15 protein-coding genes are annotated in these 18,049 nt (G+C 69.5%); 9 read left to right on the top strand and 6 right to left on the bottom strand.

Annotated elements, in window-relative coordinates:
* Nucleotides 1–7 precede the first annotated feature (7 nt).
* A complete protein-coding gene (locus KBO27_RS10650; RefSeq protein ID WP_210969770.1) occupies nt 8–1,144 on the bottom strand; it encodes an NAD(P)/FAD-dependent oxidoreductase in 1,137 nt (378 codons plus the stop codon).
* Nucleotides 1,144–2,724: an aldehyde dehydrogenase family protein gene (locus tag KBO27_RS10645; protein ID WP_210969769.1), complete on the bottom strand. Its 1,581-nt coding sequence runs from the start codon at nt 2,722–2,724 to the stop codon at nt 1,144–1,146. The genes KBO27_RS10650 and KBO27_RS10645 overlap by 1 nt, the downstream gene beginning before the upstream one ends.
* A 154-nt stretch (nt 2,725–2,878) precedes the next feature.
* Between KBO27_RS10645 and KBO27_RS10640 the strand changes: the two genes are divergently transcribed.
* From KBO27_RS10640 to KBO27_RS10615, 6 genes are all read left to right on the top strand, one after another.
* Entirely contained in the window at nt 2,879–3,817 is a 939-nt protein-coding gene (locus KBO27_RS10640; protein ID WP_210969768.1) for an ornithine cyclodeaminase family protein, read from the top strand.
* A 100-nt stretch (nt 3,818–3,917) separates the two neighbouring features.
* Nucleotides 3,918–4,118, top strand: coding sequence for a hypothetical protein (locus tag KBO27_RS10635; RefSeq protein WP_210969767.1), 201 nt, complete (start codon nt 3,918–3,920; stop codon nt 4,116–4,118).
* Nucleotides 4,115–4,624 carry a DUF6879 family protein gene (locus KBO27_RS10630; protein WP_210969766.1) on the top strand — a complete coding sequence of 170 codons (510 nt, stop codon included), beginning with the start codon at nt 4,115–4,117 and terminating at the stop codon, nt 4,622–4,624. Before KBO27_RS10635 ends, KBO27_RS10630 begins: the two co-directional genes overlap by 4 nt.
* Nucleotides 4,611–5,465, top strand: a complete 855-nt coding sequence (locus tag KBO27_RS10625) for a helix-turn-helix domain-containing protein (protein WP_210969765.1) — start codon at nt 4,611–4,613, stop codon at nt 5,463–5,465. The genes KBO27_RS10630 and KBO27_RS10625 overlap by 14 nt, the downstream gene beginning before the upstream one ends.
* A 282-nt stretch (nt 5,466–5,747) precedes the next feature.
* Nucleotides 5,748–5,981 (top strand): hypothetical protein, encoded by a 234-nt coding sequence (locus tag KBO27_RS10620; RefSeq protein WP_210969764.1) that lies wholly within the window; start codon nt 5,748–5,750, stop codon nt 5,979–5,981.
* Nucleotides 5,982–6,031: 50 nt separating this feature from the next.
* Nucleotides 6,032–6,862, top strand: coding sequence for a serine hydrolase (locus KBO27_RS10615; protein WP_210969763.1), 831 nt, complete (start codon nt 6,032–6,034; stop codon nt 6,860–6,862).
* On the opposite strand, the gene KBO27_RS10610 is transcribed toward KBO27_RS10615, so the two are convergent.
* From KBO27_RS10610 to KBO27_RS10600, 3 genes are all read right to left on the bottom strand, one after another.
* On the bottom strand, nt 6,823–9,003 hold the full coding sequence (locus KBO27_RS10610) for a terpene synthase family protein (protein ID WP_210969762.1): 2,181 nt from the start codon (nt 9,001–9,003) through the stop codon (nt 6,823–6,825). The two genes, KBO27_RS10615 and KBO27_RS10610, sit on opposite strands and share 40 nt — an antisense overlap.
* 131 nt (nt 9,004–9,134) lie before the next feature.
* Nucleotides 9,135–10,733 (bottom strand): amidohydrolase, encoded by a 1,599-nt coding sequence (locus tag KBO27_RS10605; protein ID WP_210969761.1) that lies wholly within the window; start codon nt 10,731–10,733, stop codon nt 9,135–9,137.
* A gap of 118 nt (nt 10,734–10,851) precedes the next feature.
* Nucleotides 10,852–11,673, bottom strand: a complete 822-nt coding sequence (locus KBO27_RS10600; RefSeq protein WP_210969760.1) for a hypothetical protein — start codon at nt 11,671–11,673, stop codon at nt 10,852–10,854.
* 510 nt (nt 11,674–12,183) lie between these two features.
* Between KBO27_RS10600 and KBO27_RS10595 the strand changes: the two genes are divergently transcribed.
* The 3 genes from KBO27_RS10595 (at nt 12,184) to KBO27_RS10585 (ending at nt 14,992) form a co-directional block, all read left to right on the top strand.
* Complete coding sequence (locus KBO27_RS10595; protein WP_210969759.1) at nt 12,184–13,377, top strand: Glu/Leu/Phe/Val family dehydrogenase; 1,194 nt, start codon at nt 12,184–12,186, stop codon at nt 13,375–13,377.
* A gap of 307 nt (nt 13,378–13,684) precedes the next feature.
* Nucleotides 13,685–13,888 carry a cold-shock protein gene (locus KBO27_RS10590; RefSeq protein ID WP_093422519.1) on the top strand — a complete coding sequence of 68 codons (204 nt, stop codon included), beginning with the start codon at nt 13,685–13,687 and terminating at the stop codon, nt 13,886–13,888.
* 165 nt (nt 13,889–14,053) lie between these two features.
* Nucleotides 14,054–14,992 carry an NAD-dependent epimerase/dehydratase family protein gene (locus KBO27_RS10585; protein ID WP_210969758.1) on the top strand — a complete coding sequence of 313 codons (939 nt, stop codon included), beginning with the start codon at nt 14,054–14,056 and terminating at the stop codon, nt 14,990–14,992.
* A gap of 80 nt (nt 14,993–15,072) precedes the next feature.
* Here KBO27_RS10585 and KBO27_RS10580 read toward each other — a convergent pair whose 3' ends face one another.
* The gene (locus KBO27_RS10580; protein ID WP_307870337.1) at nt 15,073–17,964 is read right to left on the bottom strand and encodes an FAD-binding and (Fe-S)-binding domain-containing protein; all 2,892 of its coding nucleotides are present in this window, start codon (nt 17,962–17,964) and stop codon (nt 15,073–15,075) included.
* Between the last annotated feature and the right edge of the window lie 85 nt (nt 17,965–18,049).

Below are 18,049 nucleotides of genomic sequence, written 5' to 3'. Positions count from 1 at the left end.
TCCCTTCCTACACGCAGTTGTGCTCGGGCCGGACCTCGGCGCCGTCGAATCGGCGCACGTCGAGACCGGAGACGTCGATGGGTGGTGTGCGACCCAGGACCAGGTCCCGCATCACCTCGCCGATCGCCGGGCTCTGCAGGAAGCCGTGCCCGGAGAACCCGGTCGCGTAGAAGAACCGGCCCACGTTGCCGACCAGCGCGTTGTGGTCCGGAGTGATCTCGTAGAGCCCGGCCCAGCCGTGCGCCACGCCCGCCTCGGCGACGCGGGGAGCGCGGTGCGCGACGGCCTCGCTGAGCCGCCCCAGCCAGCGGTCGTCGGTGCCCAGCCGGAACCCGAACTCCTCGTCGGGATCCGACATGCCCACCAGCAGGCCGGGGCCTTCTTCGTGGAAGTAGAAGCTGGTGGCGAAGTCGATGGTGAACGGCAGCCGCGTTGGCAGGTCCGGTATCGGCTCGGTGACCAGGATCTGCCTGCGCAGCGGACGCACCGGCAGCTCGACACCGGCGAACTCGCCGACCGCCGCCGACCACGCCCCGGCCGCGCACACCACCGTCGAGGTGCGCACGGTCCCGGCGTCGGTGCGCACGGCGCTGATCTCCCCGCCGGTCGTCTCGACACCGGTGACCTCGACGCCGCGCCGCAGCACCGCGCCGTGCTCGCGGGCCGCCCGCGCGTAGCCGCCGACGACGCCCTCGGGAGTGCAGTGCCCGTCGGTGGGCGAGTAGGCCGCCGCCAGCAAGCCCTCGGGCGAGACCAGCGGGGACAGCTCGCACGCCTCCTGCACCGTCAGCATCCGGCTCGGCACTCCCAGCGAGTTCTGCAGCGCCACACCGCCTTCGAAGGCGGCGACATCAGCGGGGTCCGACAGCAGGAACAGGTATCCCTGCTGCTTGAGGTCGATGTCGCCGCCCGGCCTTCGCGCGAAGTCCTCGAAGGCCCGCAGGCTGCGCTGCCCGAGCTCGATGTTGACGGGATCGGAGAACTGCGCCCGGACACCTCCGGCCGCCTTGCTGGTGCTGCCCGAACCGAGTTCGCCGCGTTCCAGCAACAGCACGTCCGCGCCGGCTTCGGCGAGGTGGAAGGCGGTGCTGACACCCACCGCCCCGCCGCCGACGACCACGACATCCGCTGCGGGCGGAAGCATTACTTCCCGCCGAGTTCCGGAGGCAGCCGGTAGTCCATCTCGGGCTCGACGGTGTCGACGTCCATCTGGGCCTTCTGCAGCTTGCCGGAGAAGTCCCAGTTCAACGACTGCCACCGGGTGAACTGGTCGAGCACCCAGATGCCCGACTGGCGACTTCCGTTGCCGGACTTGCCGTTCCCGCCGAACGGCAGGTGCGCCTCGGCGCCGGAGGTCGAGTTGTTCACGCTGACCATGCCCGCGCCGATGCCCTGCCGGAACCGGAACGCCTTGGCGGGATCGGTGGTGTAGATGGCCGCCGACAGGCCGTAGCCGGGCGCGTTGCCGAGCTCGATCGCCTCGTCGAGGGTCTCGTAGGTGGTGACGCCGACGATCGGCCCGAAGGTCTCGTTGCGGAAGATGTGGTCGTCGGTGCGCATCCCGTCCACCAGAACCGGGTGGTAGTACAGGCCCGCACCCGCATCGCCGTGAAAGCCCTTGCGCGGCTTGTCGTCGGTGATGCGCCCGACCGCATCCGAGCCGAGCGGCGTGTGGTGCGGCTGCAGGGTGTCGAGGATGGATTCGAAGTTGTCGGCGAACTTCGCATCGAGCATCGGCCCGTAGAGCACGTCGCCGCCGGGCTCGCCCACGGTGGCCGCGCGCAGCGCCGCGTCCAGTCGCGAGGTGAACTCGTCCTTGATGTCGCGGTGCACGATGAGGTTGCCCAGCGAGGTGCAGCGCTGACCGGCGGTTCCCCAGCCGGAGAACAGCGCGCCCTCCACGGCCAGGTCGAGGTCGGCGTCCTCGGTGACGATCATCGGGTTCTTGCCGCCCAGCTCCAGGCACGGGTTCTGCAGGTGACGTCCGCACAGCTCGCCGACCCGGGTGCCGACCGCGCTGGACCCGGTGAAGCCGACCTTGTTGACGGTGCCCGCCTGCAGCGAGGCCTCCAGGCCCTTGAAGGTCGCTTCGCCGTCGGTGTAGACGAGGTTGAGCACGCCCTTGGGCACGCCCGCCTTCCACGCGAGCTCGGCCACCGCGCGGGCCGCCCCGGCGGCGTACTCGGCCGGCTTCCACACGACCGCGTTGCCGCACAGCAGCGCCGGGACGAGGTACCAGGACGGCACCGCGACCGGGAAGTTGCCCGCGGTGATCACCACGGCCACCCCGACCGGCACGCGGAAGGTGAACAGCTGCTTGTCCGGCATCTCCGAGGGCACCGTCTGCCCGTAGAGCCTGCGGCCCTCGCCGAGGAAGAAGTCGCAGGTGTCGACGATCTCCTGCACCTCGCCGAGCGCTTCGGCGTAGGGCTTGCCGATCTCGCGGGTCACCAGCCTGGCCAGCGATTCCTTGTTGGCCTCGACCAGTCGTCCCAGGCCCGCGATGACGCGACCGCGCACCGGAGCGGGGACCTGCGCCCACTCCTTCTGGGCGCGATGGGCCTGCTCGGTCGCGGCCACCAGGGTCTCGGGGGTGCCCAGCGCGACCTTGGCGACGACGTCGTCGAGGTTCGCGGGGTTCTTCGAGAGGTACTCGCCTCCGCCGTCGATCACCTCCGGGGCGTGCGGACCGATCACGGAGCTCAACGTCGCCTGCACCGACATGCACCTCTTCCTGCTCGGGACCACGCTGAGATCACCGTAGAACGGCGGAGCGCGCTCTGTTGAGAATCAGAAGAGTGATTTCTTGTCGCGCTGAGACCCAGCGTCGCTGGGGCTGCCTTCCGATGGGCGAACGGATGTGCCAACGTCGGTGCGCATGGACCTCCTCAGCGACGCGGACGTGGCCGCCTCCCTCGACTACGACGCGGCGATCGCCTCGCAACGCCTGGCCTTCGAGTCCCTTGGCAGGGGAGAGGCGCAACAAGCTGCGAAAACAGCGATCCGCACGGGCGAGGACACGGCCCTGTCGTACCTGAGCCGGCTCTCGCCCCGGCACGGTCCGGTGGCCAAGCTCGTCTCGGTCAACCCCGGCAACGCCAATCGTGGCCTGGCGTCGATCAACGCCACGGTCCTGGTGCTCGACGCGGAGACCGGTGCGCTCACCGCGACCATGTCGGGCACGACCCTCACCGAGATCCGCACCGCCGCGGGCAGCGCGGTCGCCCTCGACGCCCTGGCACCCGCCGACGCGGACGTGCTGGCGGTGATCGGATCCGGCGTCCAGGCCCGAGCGCACGTCCGGGCCGTCTCCCGCGTCCGCCCGCTCGCCGAGATCCGCATCCACAGCCGCGACGCGGCCCGCCGCGAGTCGACCGCCGCTGAGCTCGCCGCCGAGCTCGGGCTCGACGTCCGAGCGGCAGGCACCCCGGCCGACGCGGTCCGCGACGCGGCGATGGTGGTCGCCTGCACCCTGAGCTCCGACCCGGTGGTCGCGACCGCCGACCTCGCCCCAGGCGTCACCGTGGTGAGCGTCGGGAGCTTCGAGCCCCACCGGCGAGAGGTCGACGGCGATCTCCTGCGCGCAGCGGACAGGGTCGTCGTGGACGACGTCGCCACGGCCACCCACCACGCGGGCCCGATCATGGCGGCCCTCGACACCGGCGACCTCGACCGGGACGCCCTGACCCCGCTCGGCGCGATCCTCACCGCCCAAGCCCCGGGCCGAAAGTCCGCCGAGGACCTCATCTTCTACAACAGCGTCGGCATCGGAGTCCAAGACGCAGCAGCAGCCCTCGCAGTCCTGCGCCTGCTCTGAGGTGTCCCGCGTGGCTCATGCGGGTGATGGCTTACCCAACATCGTGCATAAAACGTCCTGGAGCTTGATCAATCGCTTCAGCTGGTCGAATCATGGAGCCATGAAGCTATCCAAGGTTTCAGGATGCGAGAATGACAACTGTCCGGCTGTGTACGTCTCTGATGCGGGAACGGCAGTGGTGCAGGGGTTTCCGGTGCACTCTGCCGATGGCCTTGACCTCGGGAAGGGAGAGGCGGCCGTCGAAATTCCTCCGGAAATCGTCCTCGCGTCGGTTGAAGCACTCCAAGGAGTCAAGAAGTGATCCTTTCCGACCTGCTGCAGAGCTTTGAGGACTGCGAACGCACCGCATGGCGGTTCGAGTGCCAGCCGACCTATGCAATTCCCAGGGAGAACAGTGGCTTCGCCCTCTGGAAGGCGGGGGAACCCAAACCCGAGGGCCACAACTCTGCGTGGCACGAGCGAGTCAGGGGCTACCTAGGGGCTGGGAAGACCCTGGGTCGCGTCCGCGTCGTGCGCCGTCCGCTGACGGTTTACCAGCAGTATCAACTCGACTGGGGAATCCCAGGCAACATCGAGGCGGGGGAAGACATCCGCATCCTCGACATGACCGAGCTCGACCTGGACTTGCCGAACCAGGACTTCTGGCTCTTCGATGACGCGACGGTTGTCCATCTCAACTTTGAAGAAGATGGCACTATGATCAACGTGGAACAGCTGGAAGATCCAGACCTGCTGCAGTACCGAAAGTGGCGGGATACGGCACTTGCTCACGCAATGCCTTTCAGTGAGTTTGATGCTCGAACCTGACGATGAGCGACGTGGCCGCCGGGATCTGGCGGACACGCTGAAGCAGTTACGGAAGGCAGCCGGCCTCTCGGGGGAGAGGCTGGCCGCTCGGGCTGCGATGTCGCAGTCCAAGATCAGTCGGATCGAATCCGGCAGGTCGTTACCCAGCGTCTCCGATGTCGAGCGGCTCATGAAGGCGCTGGACGTGCCGCCGGACGCGCAGCAGGACATCCTGACTGTTGCCAGGGCTGCCAACGTCGATTACGTCTCGGTGCGGGCGTCAGCCCGCAAAGGCATCTGGCGTCGTCAAGCTGAAATCAAGGCGCTCTGCGAGTCGTCGAAGTCGGTTCGACATTTCCTGCCCGCCATCCCTTCCGGTCTTCTCCAGACAGCGGATTACGCCCGTGCAGCGCTAACCCCGGTCATCGAAGGAAACCCCGCGCGTGACATCGAGCGCGCGGTGAGGACCCGCTTAGATGCTCAGAGCGTGCTGGATGACGAGTCCAGGCAGTTCCACTTCCTGCTGACCGAACAAGCGGTCAGGATCAAGCGCGCTTCGTCGGCGGTCATGGTCGAGCAGCTCAGGCACTTGGCTGAGGTATCGCAGAGGCCGAACGTCGACCTGGCAATCGTTCCCAGCTCAGAGCTGGTTGGCGCCAGTCCGCTGAACATCTTCGTGGTTTACGACGAGCGTTTGGTGACCGTCGAAATCTTCTCCGGAAGCGTGGCGCTTCGGGACTATCGCGATATCTCATATCACTTGAACGTGTTCGACTACTTTCGGGAGCGAGCCGTTTCGGAAAATGATGCTCGGCGGCTCCTGAGTTCGGTGGCCGACGAGTTTATGCGAGGTCCTGACTAGAACTGGAATCGCATTATCCACTGCGTCAAATTTCGCTTCATGGTGATGTTGAGCGAGGGGCGGCCCGGTGCCGAACAGCCCCCGAGGTCGCCGGTTGGATGCGAAAAGCAGGAGCGCACAACGGTTCTCGTCGACGGTCGCAGCTGGTTGGTGTGCCCGGTCGGTGGACCGACGTGCTTCCGGGTAGTCGCGGACATGGATCAGATCGCCGAGGACGCGGTCGACTTCCACGCGGAGAACCACTTCCTGGCGTGCGGCTGTCCGTGCTGCGGGCGGTGAGCGATGACCCGCATTCCGTGCCAGTGGTTGTACCTCGGCGGGTTCACCTTCCGGTGGGGGAGAGGTGATCCGGCGATCGACGTGCTCCGAGGTGACACGGGCCCCGTCCACGGCAACGGCCTGCGCATCGAGGTGATCCCCGTTGATCAGTCGTGGAAGGACGTCCAGGACCTGCAGCAACGCGCCCGGGTCTGGTTGCGGGTGACCGCGGCGAAGCGGGCCGGGGTCCGCGATTGAAGGCGCTCGGTGTGCTTTCCTGGGTGGACACGGTGTTGAGGAGGTCATGGGTGGGGTACGCGGCGAGGTTCGAGGCGGAGCTGGCGGAGTTGGAACTTCCCGGGCGCGTGGGCATCGCGAGCTGGGACCTCCGCGAGAACGCGCCGGTGCTGCGAGGCGCCGAGGTCGAGGTGCACTCGGCCAGCACCATCAAGGTCCTGGTGATGATCACCGCGTTGCGGGCCGTCGCCGACGGGCGGCTCGACCTGGACGCGCAGGTGGAGCTGCCCGCCGACCGGACGAAGGGGACCGGCGTGCTGTTCGAGGTCCCCAGCGTGCCCCGGGCGTCGCTGCGCGACCTGATCAACCTCATGATCGTGATCAGCGACAACGCCGCCACCAACGCCGTCATCGATCAGGTGGGCTTCAGCGCGATCGCCGTGTGCACCGCCGACTTGGGCTGCACCGGCACCCGCATCGAGCGCCACATCATGGACACCGATGCGCCCGGCGTCCTGCAGACCACGGCGCTCGACCAGGCCCGCGTCCTGACCGCGCTCGCCGAGGGCACCGCGCTGCCGCCCCAGCTGACCGCGCACGCCCTCACGGTCCTGTCGCGGCAGCAGGTCGTCGACCGAATTCCGTTGCTGCTGCCCGAGAACGCGCGCTGCTGGAACAAGACCGGCGAGATCAAGGGACTCCGACACGACGTCGCGCTGCTGAGCACCGACGACACCCCGCAGGTCGTCCTCGCCGTGCTCGTCGACCAGCTCACCGATGCGGTGTCCAACAAGGGCTACCGAGGCGGCGAGGGCGTCGAAGCCATCGCCGCCATCGGACTCGCCGCGTGGCGGGCGATGAATCAGCCCAGCACCGGATCCCAGGGCGTCGACGGCGCGTAGAGCGAGCGGATCCCGCTCATGGGCGCGTTGTGCCGGAGCTCGGAGTCGCGGTAGCGGGCCACCTGCTCGTGCCAGTTGAGGATGCCGGACAGCCAGTCCTTGAGCTCCTCGGCGTGCTGGTTCAACGCCTCCTGAGCCTCCGGCGAGACCTCCCGCTCCTGGTACAGGGCGGGCAGTTCCACGTCGATGACGTGCAGGAATTGCTCCATCCGAGCGTTGAACAGCCCGTGCACGATCTCGAAGGCGCGGTCCTGGTCGCAGTCCAGGAAGTTCTGCACCACCAGGACGGCGTTGTGCACCTCGCCCTCGAACTCGATCTCCTTGCGGTAGGAGAAGACGTCGTTGAGCATCGTCGCGCAGTCGATCGCCGAGTTCTCCAGGTTCTGCACCGCTCGCGTCTCGTAGAGCTCCGGAGGCACCACGTCGCCGTGGGCGAAGCGGGCCAGGCTGATCGTCATGTCCGAACCGAAGGTGGCGCGGCGCATCTCGACGTAGTCCACCGGGTCCGGAACGTGGTTGAGCGCCTGGTTGTCCAGCTCCCACACCCAGCTGTCGATCATCACCTCCACGGCGCTGCGCAGCGACCGCCGCTCCCGGGCGTTCATCGGAGCCGTGGTGCGCCGCCACAGGTCGGCCAGGCCGCGCTCCATCATGTTCACCGGCACGATCCCCGGCTCACCCGTGTCGGTCATGACCTGCTTCAACCGCTCGTTCTGAGCCTTGGCGCCGGCCACGTCGCGGACGTGCCCGTAGCGCTGCGGGTACAGGTCGTCGCCGTAGGTGCCCCACACCAGCCAGTGCGAGGCCAGGTCCAGCTCCTCCAGCGAGGCGTCCGGATCCAGCCCGGCGGCGCACAGCGGCAGGTCGTTGAACCGGACCGCCGCCTCGTCCCACACCGGCGGGGCGTCGGCGAACATCCCCATCTCCCGCGACCAGTCCACCGCGTGCTCCCGGGAGACGTCCAGGTGCGGGCACAAGCGCAGCTCGAACGGCACCTCCAGCTCGGGCCGCTGAACCGGGCCGACCGGCTGGAACGGCACCCTCGTGAAGCTCCGAAGGCGTTGCGGCGCGGTCGAGATCAGCGACTTGGCGATGTAGGCGCCCGCGGTTCCCAGACCCGTGGGTCCACCCAGGACCGACGAGCTGCCACCACCCTCGGGATATCGCCCGGAGGCCATGTGCCACTCGTGCCCGCCGGACTGCCAGTCCTGAAGACCCTTGGCATAGCCCAGCACCGCCATCCGTCCGGCCGGGTCCACCCCGCGCTCGTCGAGCAGCCTCGGCACCTCGGTCAGGGCGGTGTGCTCGAACTGGTGCATCCGCGAGGTCAGCAGGTCGTTGACGGTCTCGGCGGCCTCCTGGGAATCGCAGCCCAGGAACCGCTCGAAGACCAGCACGCCGTTGCTCAGCTCGCCCTCGTCGGTGACTTCGCGCTCGTAGGAGAACAGGTCGTTGCGCAGGTGCACCGCGTCGGAGAACGTGTCGCGCAGGACCTTCAGCGGGCGGGTCGCGGCGAGCTCGGCCGGAACCTCCATCCCCACGGCGTGCTCGACCAGGTTCGCCGACCACGGAGCGCCGCCGACCTTGCGGCGCATCTCGATGTACTCGATGGGGTTGGAGAGCCGGTTCTCGCTGATGTTGTGCAGCTCCCACAGAGATTCGTCGAGCAGCGCCTTCGTGCTGTCGGCGAACCGGCGTCTCCAGTCGGCGCTCATCGACGGCACCGTGCGGCGCCACAGGTCCGCCAGGCCGGCCTCCACCGGGTTGGTCGGCTGCTCGGTGATCGGCTCGTCCACCGGCATGAAAGCCCGCAGCCGGTCGAGGTGTTCGCGGGCGGCGGTCAGGTCCGGGTCGCGCTTGTAGAGCTCGACGAAGTGGTCGTCGAAGTAGAACACCCACACGTACCAGTCGGTGACCAGGTCGAGCTCGTCGCTGTCGCAGTCGGGGTGGGTGTAGGCGCACAGCAGCGCGTAGTCGTCGCGGTCCAGGTCCGCTTCGGACCAGATCTCCTTGCCCCGCTGCGGGACGTCGATCATCTCCATCTGGCGGGCCCACGCCTTGCTGTGCTCGCGGGCGCGCTGCAGGTTCGGGTTCAACCGGGCGGGGTAGGACAGGTAGAACTCGGGCAGTCGGAACGACATGGGTCAGCGGCCTCCCAGAGGTGTGCACCGTCGCCAGCTGACGGAACCAGTCACCCGGGTCCTCGCCAATGCCTCGTCGGAGTTGGCACACGATCGGGCAACGACATCGCCCGCCCGGCCCAGCGCCGAGTTCACCGCTGGTGCACGAACTCCCCGTCGACCACCGTCAGATCCACCCCGCACCCGGCGATCTCCTCCGGCGGCAGCGCGAACGGGTCGGCGTCCAGCACCACCAGATCGGCCGCCTTGCCGACCTCGACGGAACCGGTGTGCTGCTCGACGTGGTTCACCCACGCGCTGCCGACCGTGTAGGCCGCCAGGGCGTCGACGAGGTCCAGCGCCTCCTCCGGCCCCAGCGGCTCGTCCGAACCGGGTTCGCGGCGGTTGACCGCCACGTGCACGCCCAGCATCGGATCGGCCTCCGACACCGGCCAGTCGCTGCCGGCCGCCAGCACCGCCCCCGCGGTCCGAAGCGAGCGGAACGGGTACTGCCAGGACGCCCGGGTGTGCCCGAGCTTGGGCACCGTCAGCTCGGTCATCGCCGCGTCGTTGACCGCCCAGCGGGGCTGGATCGTCGCCGCCACCCCGAGCTCCCGGAACCGCGCGATGTCACCCGGGTGCACCACCTGCACGTGGGCGATCTGGTGGCGGAGCTCGGGTCCGCTCCCGGCAACGGCGTCCAGGGCGTCGCGCACCGCGCGGTCGCCGACGGCGTGGAAGTGCAGCTGGAAGCCCTCAGCGGTCAGCTGCGGCACCGCCTTCGCCAGCTCCTCCGGGCCCACGAAGGACAACCCCCGACCGTCGGGGCCCAGGTAGGGCAGCCGCAACGCGGCGGTGGCGTTCTCGCACACCCCGTCCTGCATGATCTTGACCGTCTCGGCGCGGAACCGCCGCCCTCGCGCCCGCTTGCGGCGCTCCAGCAGGTCCGGGATCTGCTCGACGCCGCGATCGCGGTCCCACCACAGCGCTCCGCGGACCTTGCCGGTCAGCAGCCCGCGCTCGTCGGCGAGCAGGTAGGTCGACAGCAGGTCGTCGTAACCGAGGTAGCGGCCGACGATGGCGTCGTGCCAGGACGTGACGCCGCGCGCGTGCAGGTGGCGCTGCCCCGCTGCCAGGGCGTCGAGGTACTGCTCGGAACCGGCCGCCGGGAGCACGTGCTCCATCAGGCGGGTGGCCCCCTCGTGCAGGGTGCCGTCGGGACGCCCGGCCGGATCGCGCTCGATGCGCCCGTCCGGCGGATCGGGAGTGTGCCGGTCGATGCCGGCCAGGCGCAGCGCCACCGAGTTGACCCACGCCCCGTGGTGGTCGCGGTTGACCAGGTAGGCGGGTCGGTCGCCGGTCACCGAGTCCAGCGCGCGCCGGGTCGGCGTCCCGCCCGGGAACTGGGCCATGTCCCAGCCGCCGCCGAGCAGCCACGGCGAGTCCGGGAACTCGGTGAGGTGCTCGGAGATCAGCCGCAGGCAGTCGCCGGCGTCGGTGGCCTGCGACAGGTCGCAGCGCAACCGCAGCATGCCGCCGAACACCGGGTGCACGTGGGCGTCGTGGAAGCCCGGCAGAAGGAGGCGGCCGCGCAGCTCCACCACCTCGGTGCGGGGGCGGATCCTCTCGCGCACGGCCTCGCCGCCGACGGCCGCGATCCGGCCGTCGCGCACCAGCACCGCGTCGGTGAACGAGCGCGCGGCATCCATGGTGGCCACCGGGCCGCCCACGAACGCCACCTCATCCGCCATGAGCTGATTGTCGCAGGCGGCGGGCGTCCCGTTACCGAGCAGTTCTGGCCACATCGTCCGGTCTGAAGGGACGAAGAGGCGGGACGGCCGACACCGTCCCGCCTCCGGTAGTGCGCCTCTAGCGGCGTTCGCCTGTGATGACCGAGACGGCCAGCTCTCGCTGGGGCTCGGTGACCTCGGGGAGCTGGAAGCCGAGCGCTCTGATGTGGTTGAGCAGGTCGGGCTCCGGGGCCACCCCGTGCTGGCGCAGGTAGTAGGCCACCGCGCCCGGCCAGATCCAGCTGCCGTCGGTGTGGAAGGTCATCGGGACCGACGCCGTGCGCTGCGCGTCGAGGCGATCGTTGTCGTAGCTGCGCGCGGCCAGCACGACCGGTGCCTTCTCCAGGTAGTCGGCCACCCGTTCGGCCTCCGCGCGGCCGATCTCGGCACGCTCGGTGATCGGGTTGCCGCGGTCGTCGAAGACCTCGGCGGTGCGCAGCGACGGCTTCGACTGCTCCGGTTGCGCGGTCCCGGCGGCCAGCCACTGCGGCGTCGCCTCTGCCGGCCGGGGGTGCCTGCGCAGCTCTTCGGCGTAGGCCGAAGGCGGGGGAGGGGTCTGCCAGTCCGGCTCGTTGTCGCCGTTGAAGTCGACGGCGTAGCTCCCGGGGCGCTGCAGCCGGTAGACCGCGCTGACCCAGGTGCCCCGGTCGGGCTGGTGCATGCCGGACCGCAGCCGTCCGAACAGGTCGGAGACCTCCGGAGGCGCGGCGAGCGGGATCGCGCTGCCGTTGGGCGCGATCAGCCGGCACACCGTCTCGACGTGATCGCCGAGCGCGCGGTACTCCGTGGTGGACTCCTGCCAGCCGGGGGGCAGCGCGCGCACGATCACCCGGCCGATCTCCTGGATCAGCTGCTGCTGCGTGGCCGCGTCCAGCGATCCCGGCGGGTCAGGTTGACTCATGACTCCCATCCTTCCAGTCGTGCAGCGTGGTCGATGCACGCCGTTCCCCCTGCTCCGAGCCTCGCCGATTTTTCTGGAATGACGGTTTTCGAAGCGGCGGTGAAGGCATCACGAGGCCTTCGCGCAGAAGCTTAGAACCAACGCGCCCCCGGCGGGGCCGGGTGAGTTGATCTCGTTACGCACCAACCGGATAGGGCCGTTTTACCTGCCGTCATGCACCCGTTCCGACGCCGTAACGGTTGTCCGAACCGACGATTGTTGACAATCTCACTTCCCCGGCCTTAGCTTCGAGCCATTCCGGCCAACGCGGGAGGTGCTCATGCGAACCGAGATCAATCGACTTCCGCGTCCGGCCGGGTCCGTGGATCTTCTTCCCGCAATCGGACTCTTCGAGTTAGCACATATCTGATCGGGCTATTCCGACAACCAGGGCGGTAATCCCGCCCTATGTCGGCATAGCCCGATTGAGTTACCCCGCCTCGTATGCGCTCTGAAAGGAGGTATTCGCCCATGGGACTCGTCGGCGGCGAACCGCTCATGAAGGTGACTTGGACGGATCCGGTGACGGGAAGCAATGGCTTCCTGGTCGTGCACACCCTGGTGTCGGGTCTGGCCACCGGTGGGACGCGGATGCGTGCCGGTTGCACGATGGAGGAAGTCGAGCACCTGGCGCGCGGCATGGCCCGCAAGACCGCGGTGTTCGAGCTGCCCGTGGGCGGAGCCAAGGGCGGCATCGACTGCGACCCGAAGGACCCGCAGGCCAAGGGAGTGCTCCGGCGCTACCTCCAGGCGATGCGCCCGTGGCTGGACGCGCACTGGGTGACCGCCGAGGACCTGGGCGTGCCCCAGCACCTGATCGACGAGGCCTTCGAAGAGCTCGGAATGCACCAGTCCTACCACGCGGCGATCCGCCGGGCGCCGGACGCGGAGCGCACGCTGCGCCGGGTCCGGGCCGGGCTCAACGCGCCGGTGCCGGGTGGCCTGCTGCTCGGTGACGTGGTCGGCGGCTACGGCGTCGCCCAGTGCTGCCTGGGCGTGGTGCACGCCCGCGACTGGGCCGCGCAGGAGACCACCGTCGCGGTGCAGGGCGTGGGCACCATGGGCGGCGGCGCCGCCTTCTACCTGCACGAAGCGGGCCTGAAGGTGGTGTCCCTCGCCGATGCGGCCGGAACCCTCCACCACCCGGACGGCTTGGACGTCCCGGCTCTGCTGGAGACCCGCGACCGCTTCGGCGAGATCGACCGCGACCAGGTCCCGGCCGACGTCCAGCGGCTGCCGCGCGAGGCGGTGCTCTCGCAGGAGGTCGACGTGCTGATCCCGGCCGCGGTCTCCTTCGCCATCGGCACCAACCAGGTGCCGGACGTGGCGGCGCGGGTGATCGTCGAGGCGGCCAACAACCCGGTCACGCCCGAGGCCGAGGAGCTGCTGGCGACCCGCGGCATCCCGGTGATCCCGGACTTCGTGGCCAACGCCGGCGCCGCGGCGTGGGCGTGGTGGCTGCTGCTGGGCAGGGTGGACGCCGATCCGGTGCTGTCCTTCCAGGTGCTGCGCGAGGAGATGCTGGCCAAGATCCCGCTGCTGCTCGCGGCGTGGGACACCGAGGGGCACACCCCGCGCGACGCGGCGCTGATGCTGGCCGAGCGGCGGACCGAGCAGAACCGGGTCGCCGAGGAGAGCGGGCAGGCGCTGCTGAGCATCCCGTGACGGCACGTCGTGGTCCCCGGGTCGAGACCGGCCCGGGGGCCACGACGTCCGGCGGTTGAAAAGCGCTGCGGCGGACCGGATACGGTCTCATGTTGACTCGCTGCGATCAACGTGTGACAACCCGCAACCGTGGTGCTAGCGTGACTCGTGGTTGCGGTTTTGGTCCTTGCAGTACTGGAAAGAGTGCCTGCCAGAACGCAGGCGCTTTTTTTGTGCCGTGGTGCTCCGCGGGCTGCCGGTGATCAGCTCTGGCAACCAGGGGTCGGCGCAGTGTTGACCCTGGTCAGCAGAAACGGGAGAACAAGGAATGGCAAGCGGTACGGTCAAGTGGTTCAACGCCGAGAAGGGCTACGGGTTCATCACCCCCGACGGCGGTGGCGCTGACGTCTTCGCCCACTACTCCGCCATCGATGCCACGGGTTTCCGCACGCTGGAGGAGAACCAGCGCGTGGAGTTCGAGATCGCCCAGGGCCCCAAGGGTCCGCAGGCGGCCGGCATCCGCACGGTGTGACACTTCCTCCGTCTGGACGGGTGGCGGGTCGTGACCGTCGGCCCGCCGCTCGTCGCAGATGATCTTCCTCTCGCCGATCACCGGCGAGTTTCACCCGATGGGGCAAGGGGTTCCGGGGTAGCCTCAGGGCTCGCTGACGTTTGACCAGATGCGAGGTTCCGGGGAATGCCCCTGCGTGTGGTTGTCGCCGGTGCGACAGGTGTGGTCGGGAGGACGCTGCTGCCGCTGCTGCGGGAGCGCGGTCACCACGTGACGGCGCTGGCGCGCAAAGCCGACCGGTTGGAAGAGCTGTCCGTCGACGAGATCGCGGCGGTCGATCTCCTGGATCCTGATGCGCTGCGCATACAGCTGCGCCGCGCTGCTCCCGACGTCGTGATCGACCAGAGCTCCGCCTTCGGTGCCGCCGACCCGCAGGAAGCCCTGCAGCGCACGGCGAAACTCCGCGAGCGGGGTACCAAGAACCTGATGGACGCCGCCGTGTCCGCGGGCGCGCGCCGGTTCATCGCCCAGGGCATGACGGCCGCCTACCGCCCGCACGGCCACGACGTCCTCGAGGAGGACTCCCCGCTGTGGGTGGACGCCCCGGGCCGCTGGGGCGACCTGGTGCGGGCGCTGGCCTCCGTGGAGGAGGACCTGTTCAGCCGCTCCGGCATCGAGGGCGTGTCGCTGCGCTACGGCTCGCTGTACGGGCCGGACACCCACTACGCGCCCGGCGGTGACGTGCACGCCCGCGTGGTCGGCAGCGAGCTGCCGCTGGTCGGCGACGGGGTCGGGCTCACCTCCTTCACCCACGTGGACGACGCCGCCGGAGTGATCCTGGAGCTGCTCGAAGGCGGCGATCCGGGCGCCTACAACGTGGTCGACAACGAGCCGGCCGAGTCCAGCGAGTGGCTGCCCGCCTACGCCAGGATGGCCGGTGCGCCCGCCCCGGTCGCGCTGACGATGGAGCAGGCGAAGTCCCAGCTGGACTGGCTGACCGTGCACCAGCTCACCGAGCAGCGCGGGGCGAGCAACTTCCGGCTCCGCGAGACCCTGGGCTGGAAGCCCTCCTGGCCGAGCTGGAGGGAGGGCTTCGCCTCCCTCTTCGGCCTCTGGCCCGCCTGAGCCGCTGACGGGTGGTTGTGGTCCGAACCGTCCGGGCACAGCGGACATCGTTCATGGACGGTTAGACCACAACCGCCGGCCTAGCGCGGGCACCCGAAGACGGCGTCGTGGAGCAGTTCGACCGGGTGCTTGGCCTGGCGGCCGGTTCCGTGGGCGACCTGCTGGCGGCAGGAGACGCCGGTGGCGGCCACCGCCGCGTCGGCCGCACCCTCGATGGCGGGGAAGAGCCGCTGCCCGCCGATGCGCATCGACAGCTCGTAGTGCTCGGTCTCGAAGCCGAACGAACCGGCCATGCCGCAGCAGCCCGCGTCGAGCACGTCGACCTCGGAGAGGTACCCGAGCAGGCGGGAAGACGAGGTCGTGCCCAGCACCGCCTTCTGGTGGCAATGACCGTGGAACAGGACCTTCTCCGGACCCCGTGATGGCGCGAGGGCGCCGTCGTCCAAGGCCTCCAGGAGCAGGTCCTCGACGAGGCTCGCGCTGCCGGCCACCCGCGCGTCGCCCAGCAGCTTGGGGTGCTCGTCGCACAGCGTCGACACGCACGACGGCTCGCACCCGACGATCCGCACGCCCCGCTCGGCCTCCGGCGCGAGCTTGGCGACCAGCTTCCCGGCCACCTTCTTCGCCTGGGGCAGGAGGCCTTTGGAGATCTGCGGGCGCGCGCAGCACACCTGCGACTCGACCCGCACCCGCCAACCCGCGTGTTCCAGGAGGCGGATCGCCGCCTGCCCGATGGCCGGCTCGGTGTGGCTGGTGAACGAGTCGGCCAGGAACACTACGTCACCCCGCTCGCCCGGGGCGACTCCCGGCGCGGTCGGTGTGGCGGGACGGGACCGGTTCCAGCGCAGCAGGTCGTCCCGGCGGAAACCGGGTAGCGGGCGCCTGCTGTCGATCCCGGCGATCTTCTGCATCAGGGCCCGCACGGGCTTCGGCCGGGCGAGCGCGTTGGTCAGCGGCGCGGCCATCGCGCCCAGCCGGTAGAGCCGCCGGGTGGCGCCGAAGATCCGCGTCCGCAGGTCGGTCCCGTGCTGCGCGTGGTGGTGGGCCAGGGCTTCGCTCTTGAGCGTGGCCATGTCCACCGACATCGGGCATTCGTGCTGGCACGCCTTGCACTCCAGGCACAGGTCGAGCACCTCGTTGAGCCGGTCGCCGCCCAGCGCCGCCTTCGGGTCGGGCTCGGAGAGCGCGAGTACCAGGGCGTTCGCCCGGCCTCGCGTGGAGTGCTCCTCATCGCGGGTGGCCATGAACGACGGGCACATCACCCCGCCGGAGGTGTCGGGCTTGCGGCAGGCGCCGATGCGCTGGCAGCGCTCGGCTTCCCCGCGCATCCCGCCGTAGCGGGTGAAGTCGAAGTGCGTGTCCAGCGGCGCTGCCACCGGGATCGTCGGCTCGCGCAGGTTCTCGGTCATCGGCGGAGCATCGACGATCTTGCCGGGGTTCATGATGCCGTCCGGGTCGAACAGCGCCTTGACCTCGCGCATCGCCTCGTAGACGGTGTCGCCGAAGATCTTCCGGTTGAACTCGCTGCGCGCGTACCCGTCGCCGTGCTCGCTGGAGTTCACCCCGCCGTAGGACAGCGCGAGATCGCAGACCTGCTCGGCGACCTCGCGCATCGTGGCGACCTGGTCGGGGCGGGTGAGGTCCATGAACGGGCGCACGTGCAGGCAGCCGGCCGAGGCGTGCCCGTAGAACCCCGCGCGCAACCCGTGGCCGTCGAGGATCTCGGCGAACTTGGTCGTGTACTCGGCCAGGTGCTCCGGTGGCACGGCGGTGTCCTCGACGAACGCCACCGACCGCTCGGTGGAGTCGCCCGCGGCCATCAGCAGCCCGAGCCCGGACTTGCGCAGGGCGCGCAGCGGCGCGAGCTCGGCGTCGGTGGCGGCCAGCCGGGTCGCGTAGCCGTGCCCTTCGGCCTGCCACGCGGCCACGAGTCCTTCGGCCGCGGCGCGGGCCTCCTCGACGGTGTCGCCGTAGAACTCGGCGAACATCAGCGCGCGCGGATCTGCTTCCAACGCGCGGAAGAGGTGCTGGTGCTCCGGTGACCGGCGAGCGAGATCGAGGATGAAGTTGTCCACCATCTCGATCCCGGCGGCACCTGTGCGCATCGCCGCGTCGGTGCCCGCGATGCACGCGGCGGTGGAGTCGAAGTGCCCGACGACCATCACGGTCGCCTTCGGCTTCGGGGTGAGCCGCACCAGCGCTTCGGTGACGGTGACCAGCGTTCCCTCGGCGCCGACGACGAACTTCGCCAGGTCGAACGGCCCTTCGGCCAGCCGGTCCAGCCGGTAGCCGCCGGCCCGCCGCCAGAACTGCTGGGTCTGCTCGGCCAGCCCCGGACGTGCGGAGTCGACGATCTCCGGCAACCGCCGGTGAATCCGGCCCTCCAGGGTGTCCGAAGTGGACTTCGCCGCGAGCTCGGCGGCCGACAGCTCGCCCAGCGACACCGGGGTGCCGTCGGAGAGCACGACGTCCAGGCCTTCGACGTGGTCGATGGTCATGCCGTAGCGGGCCGAGCGGGAGCCGCAGGAGTTGTTGCCGATCATGCCGCCGAGCGTGGCGCGGTTGCTGGTGGAGGTGTCCGGGGCGAAGAACAGCCCGTGCGCTCCGGCGGCGAGGTTGAGCTCGTCCTGCACCACTCCGGGCTGCACCCGCGCGAGCCCGCGTTCCGGGTCGAGCTCCACGATCCGGTTCATGTGCTTGGAGAAGTCCAGCACCACGGCCTCGCCGACGGTCTGCCCGCAGTGGCTGGTCCCCGCACCGCGCGGAAGCACGGCGACACCGGCCTGGCGGCACAGCCGGACGGTGGTCGCGACGTCCTCGGCGTGGCGCGGGAAGACCACGCCGAGGGGCCGGACCCGGTACATGCTGGCGTCGGTGGAGTAGAGGTGGCGGGTGTAGTCGTCGAAGCGGACGTTGCCGTCCAGGCTCCGGGAGAGTTCGGTGGCGATCCCTGCGGTGGCGACGTTGCGCACTGGGTTTCCTTCCAGCGTTTTCCGGCCGATTTCGCGGCCGTGACCAGCTAGAACCGTTGTCAAGGGGGAAGTGAGCCACTTGACA

Origin of the sequence: Saccharopolyspora endophytica, from assembly GCF_018070075.1 — a bacterium.
Lineage (GTDB): Bacteria > Actinomycetota > Actinomycetes > Mycobacteriales > Pseudonocardiaceae > Saccharopolyspora > Saccharopolyspora endophytica.
Note: the sequence above shows the minus strand (reverse complement) of the source record. Positions and strands in the feature narration are given on the sequence as shown.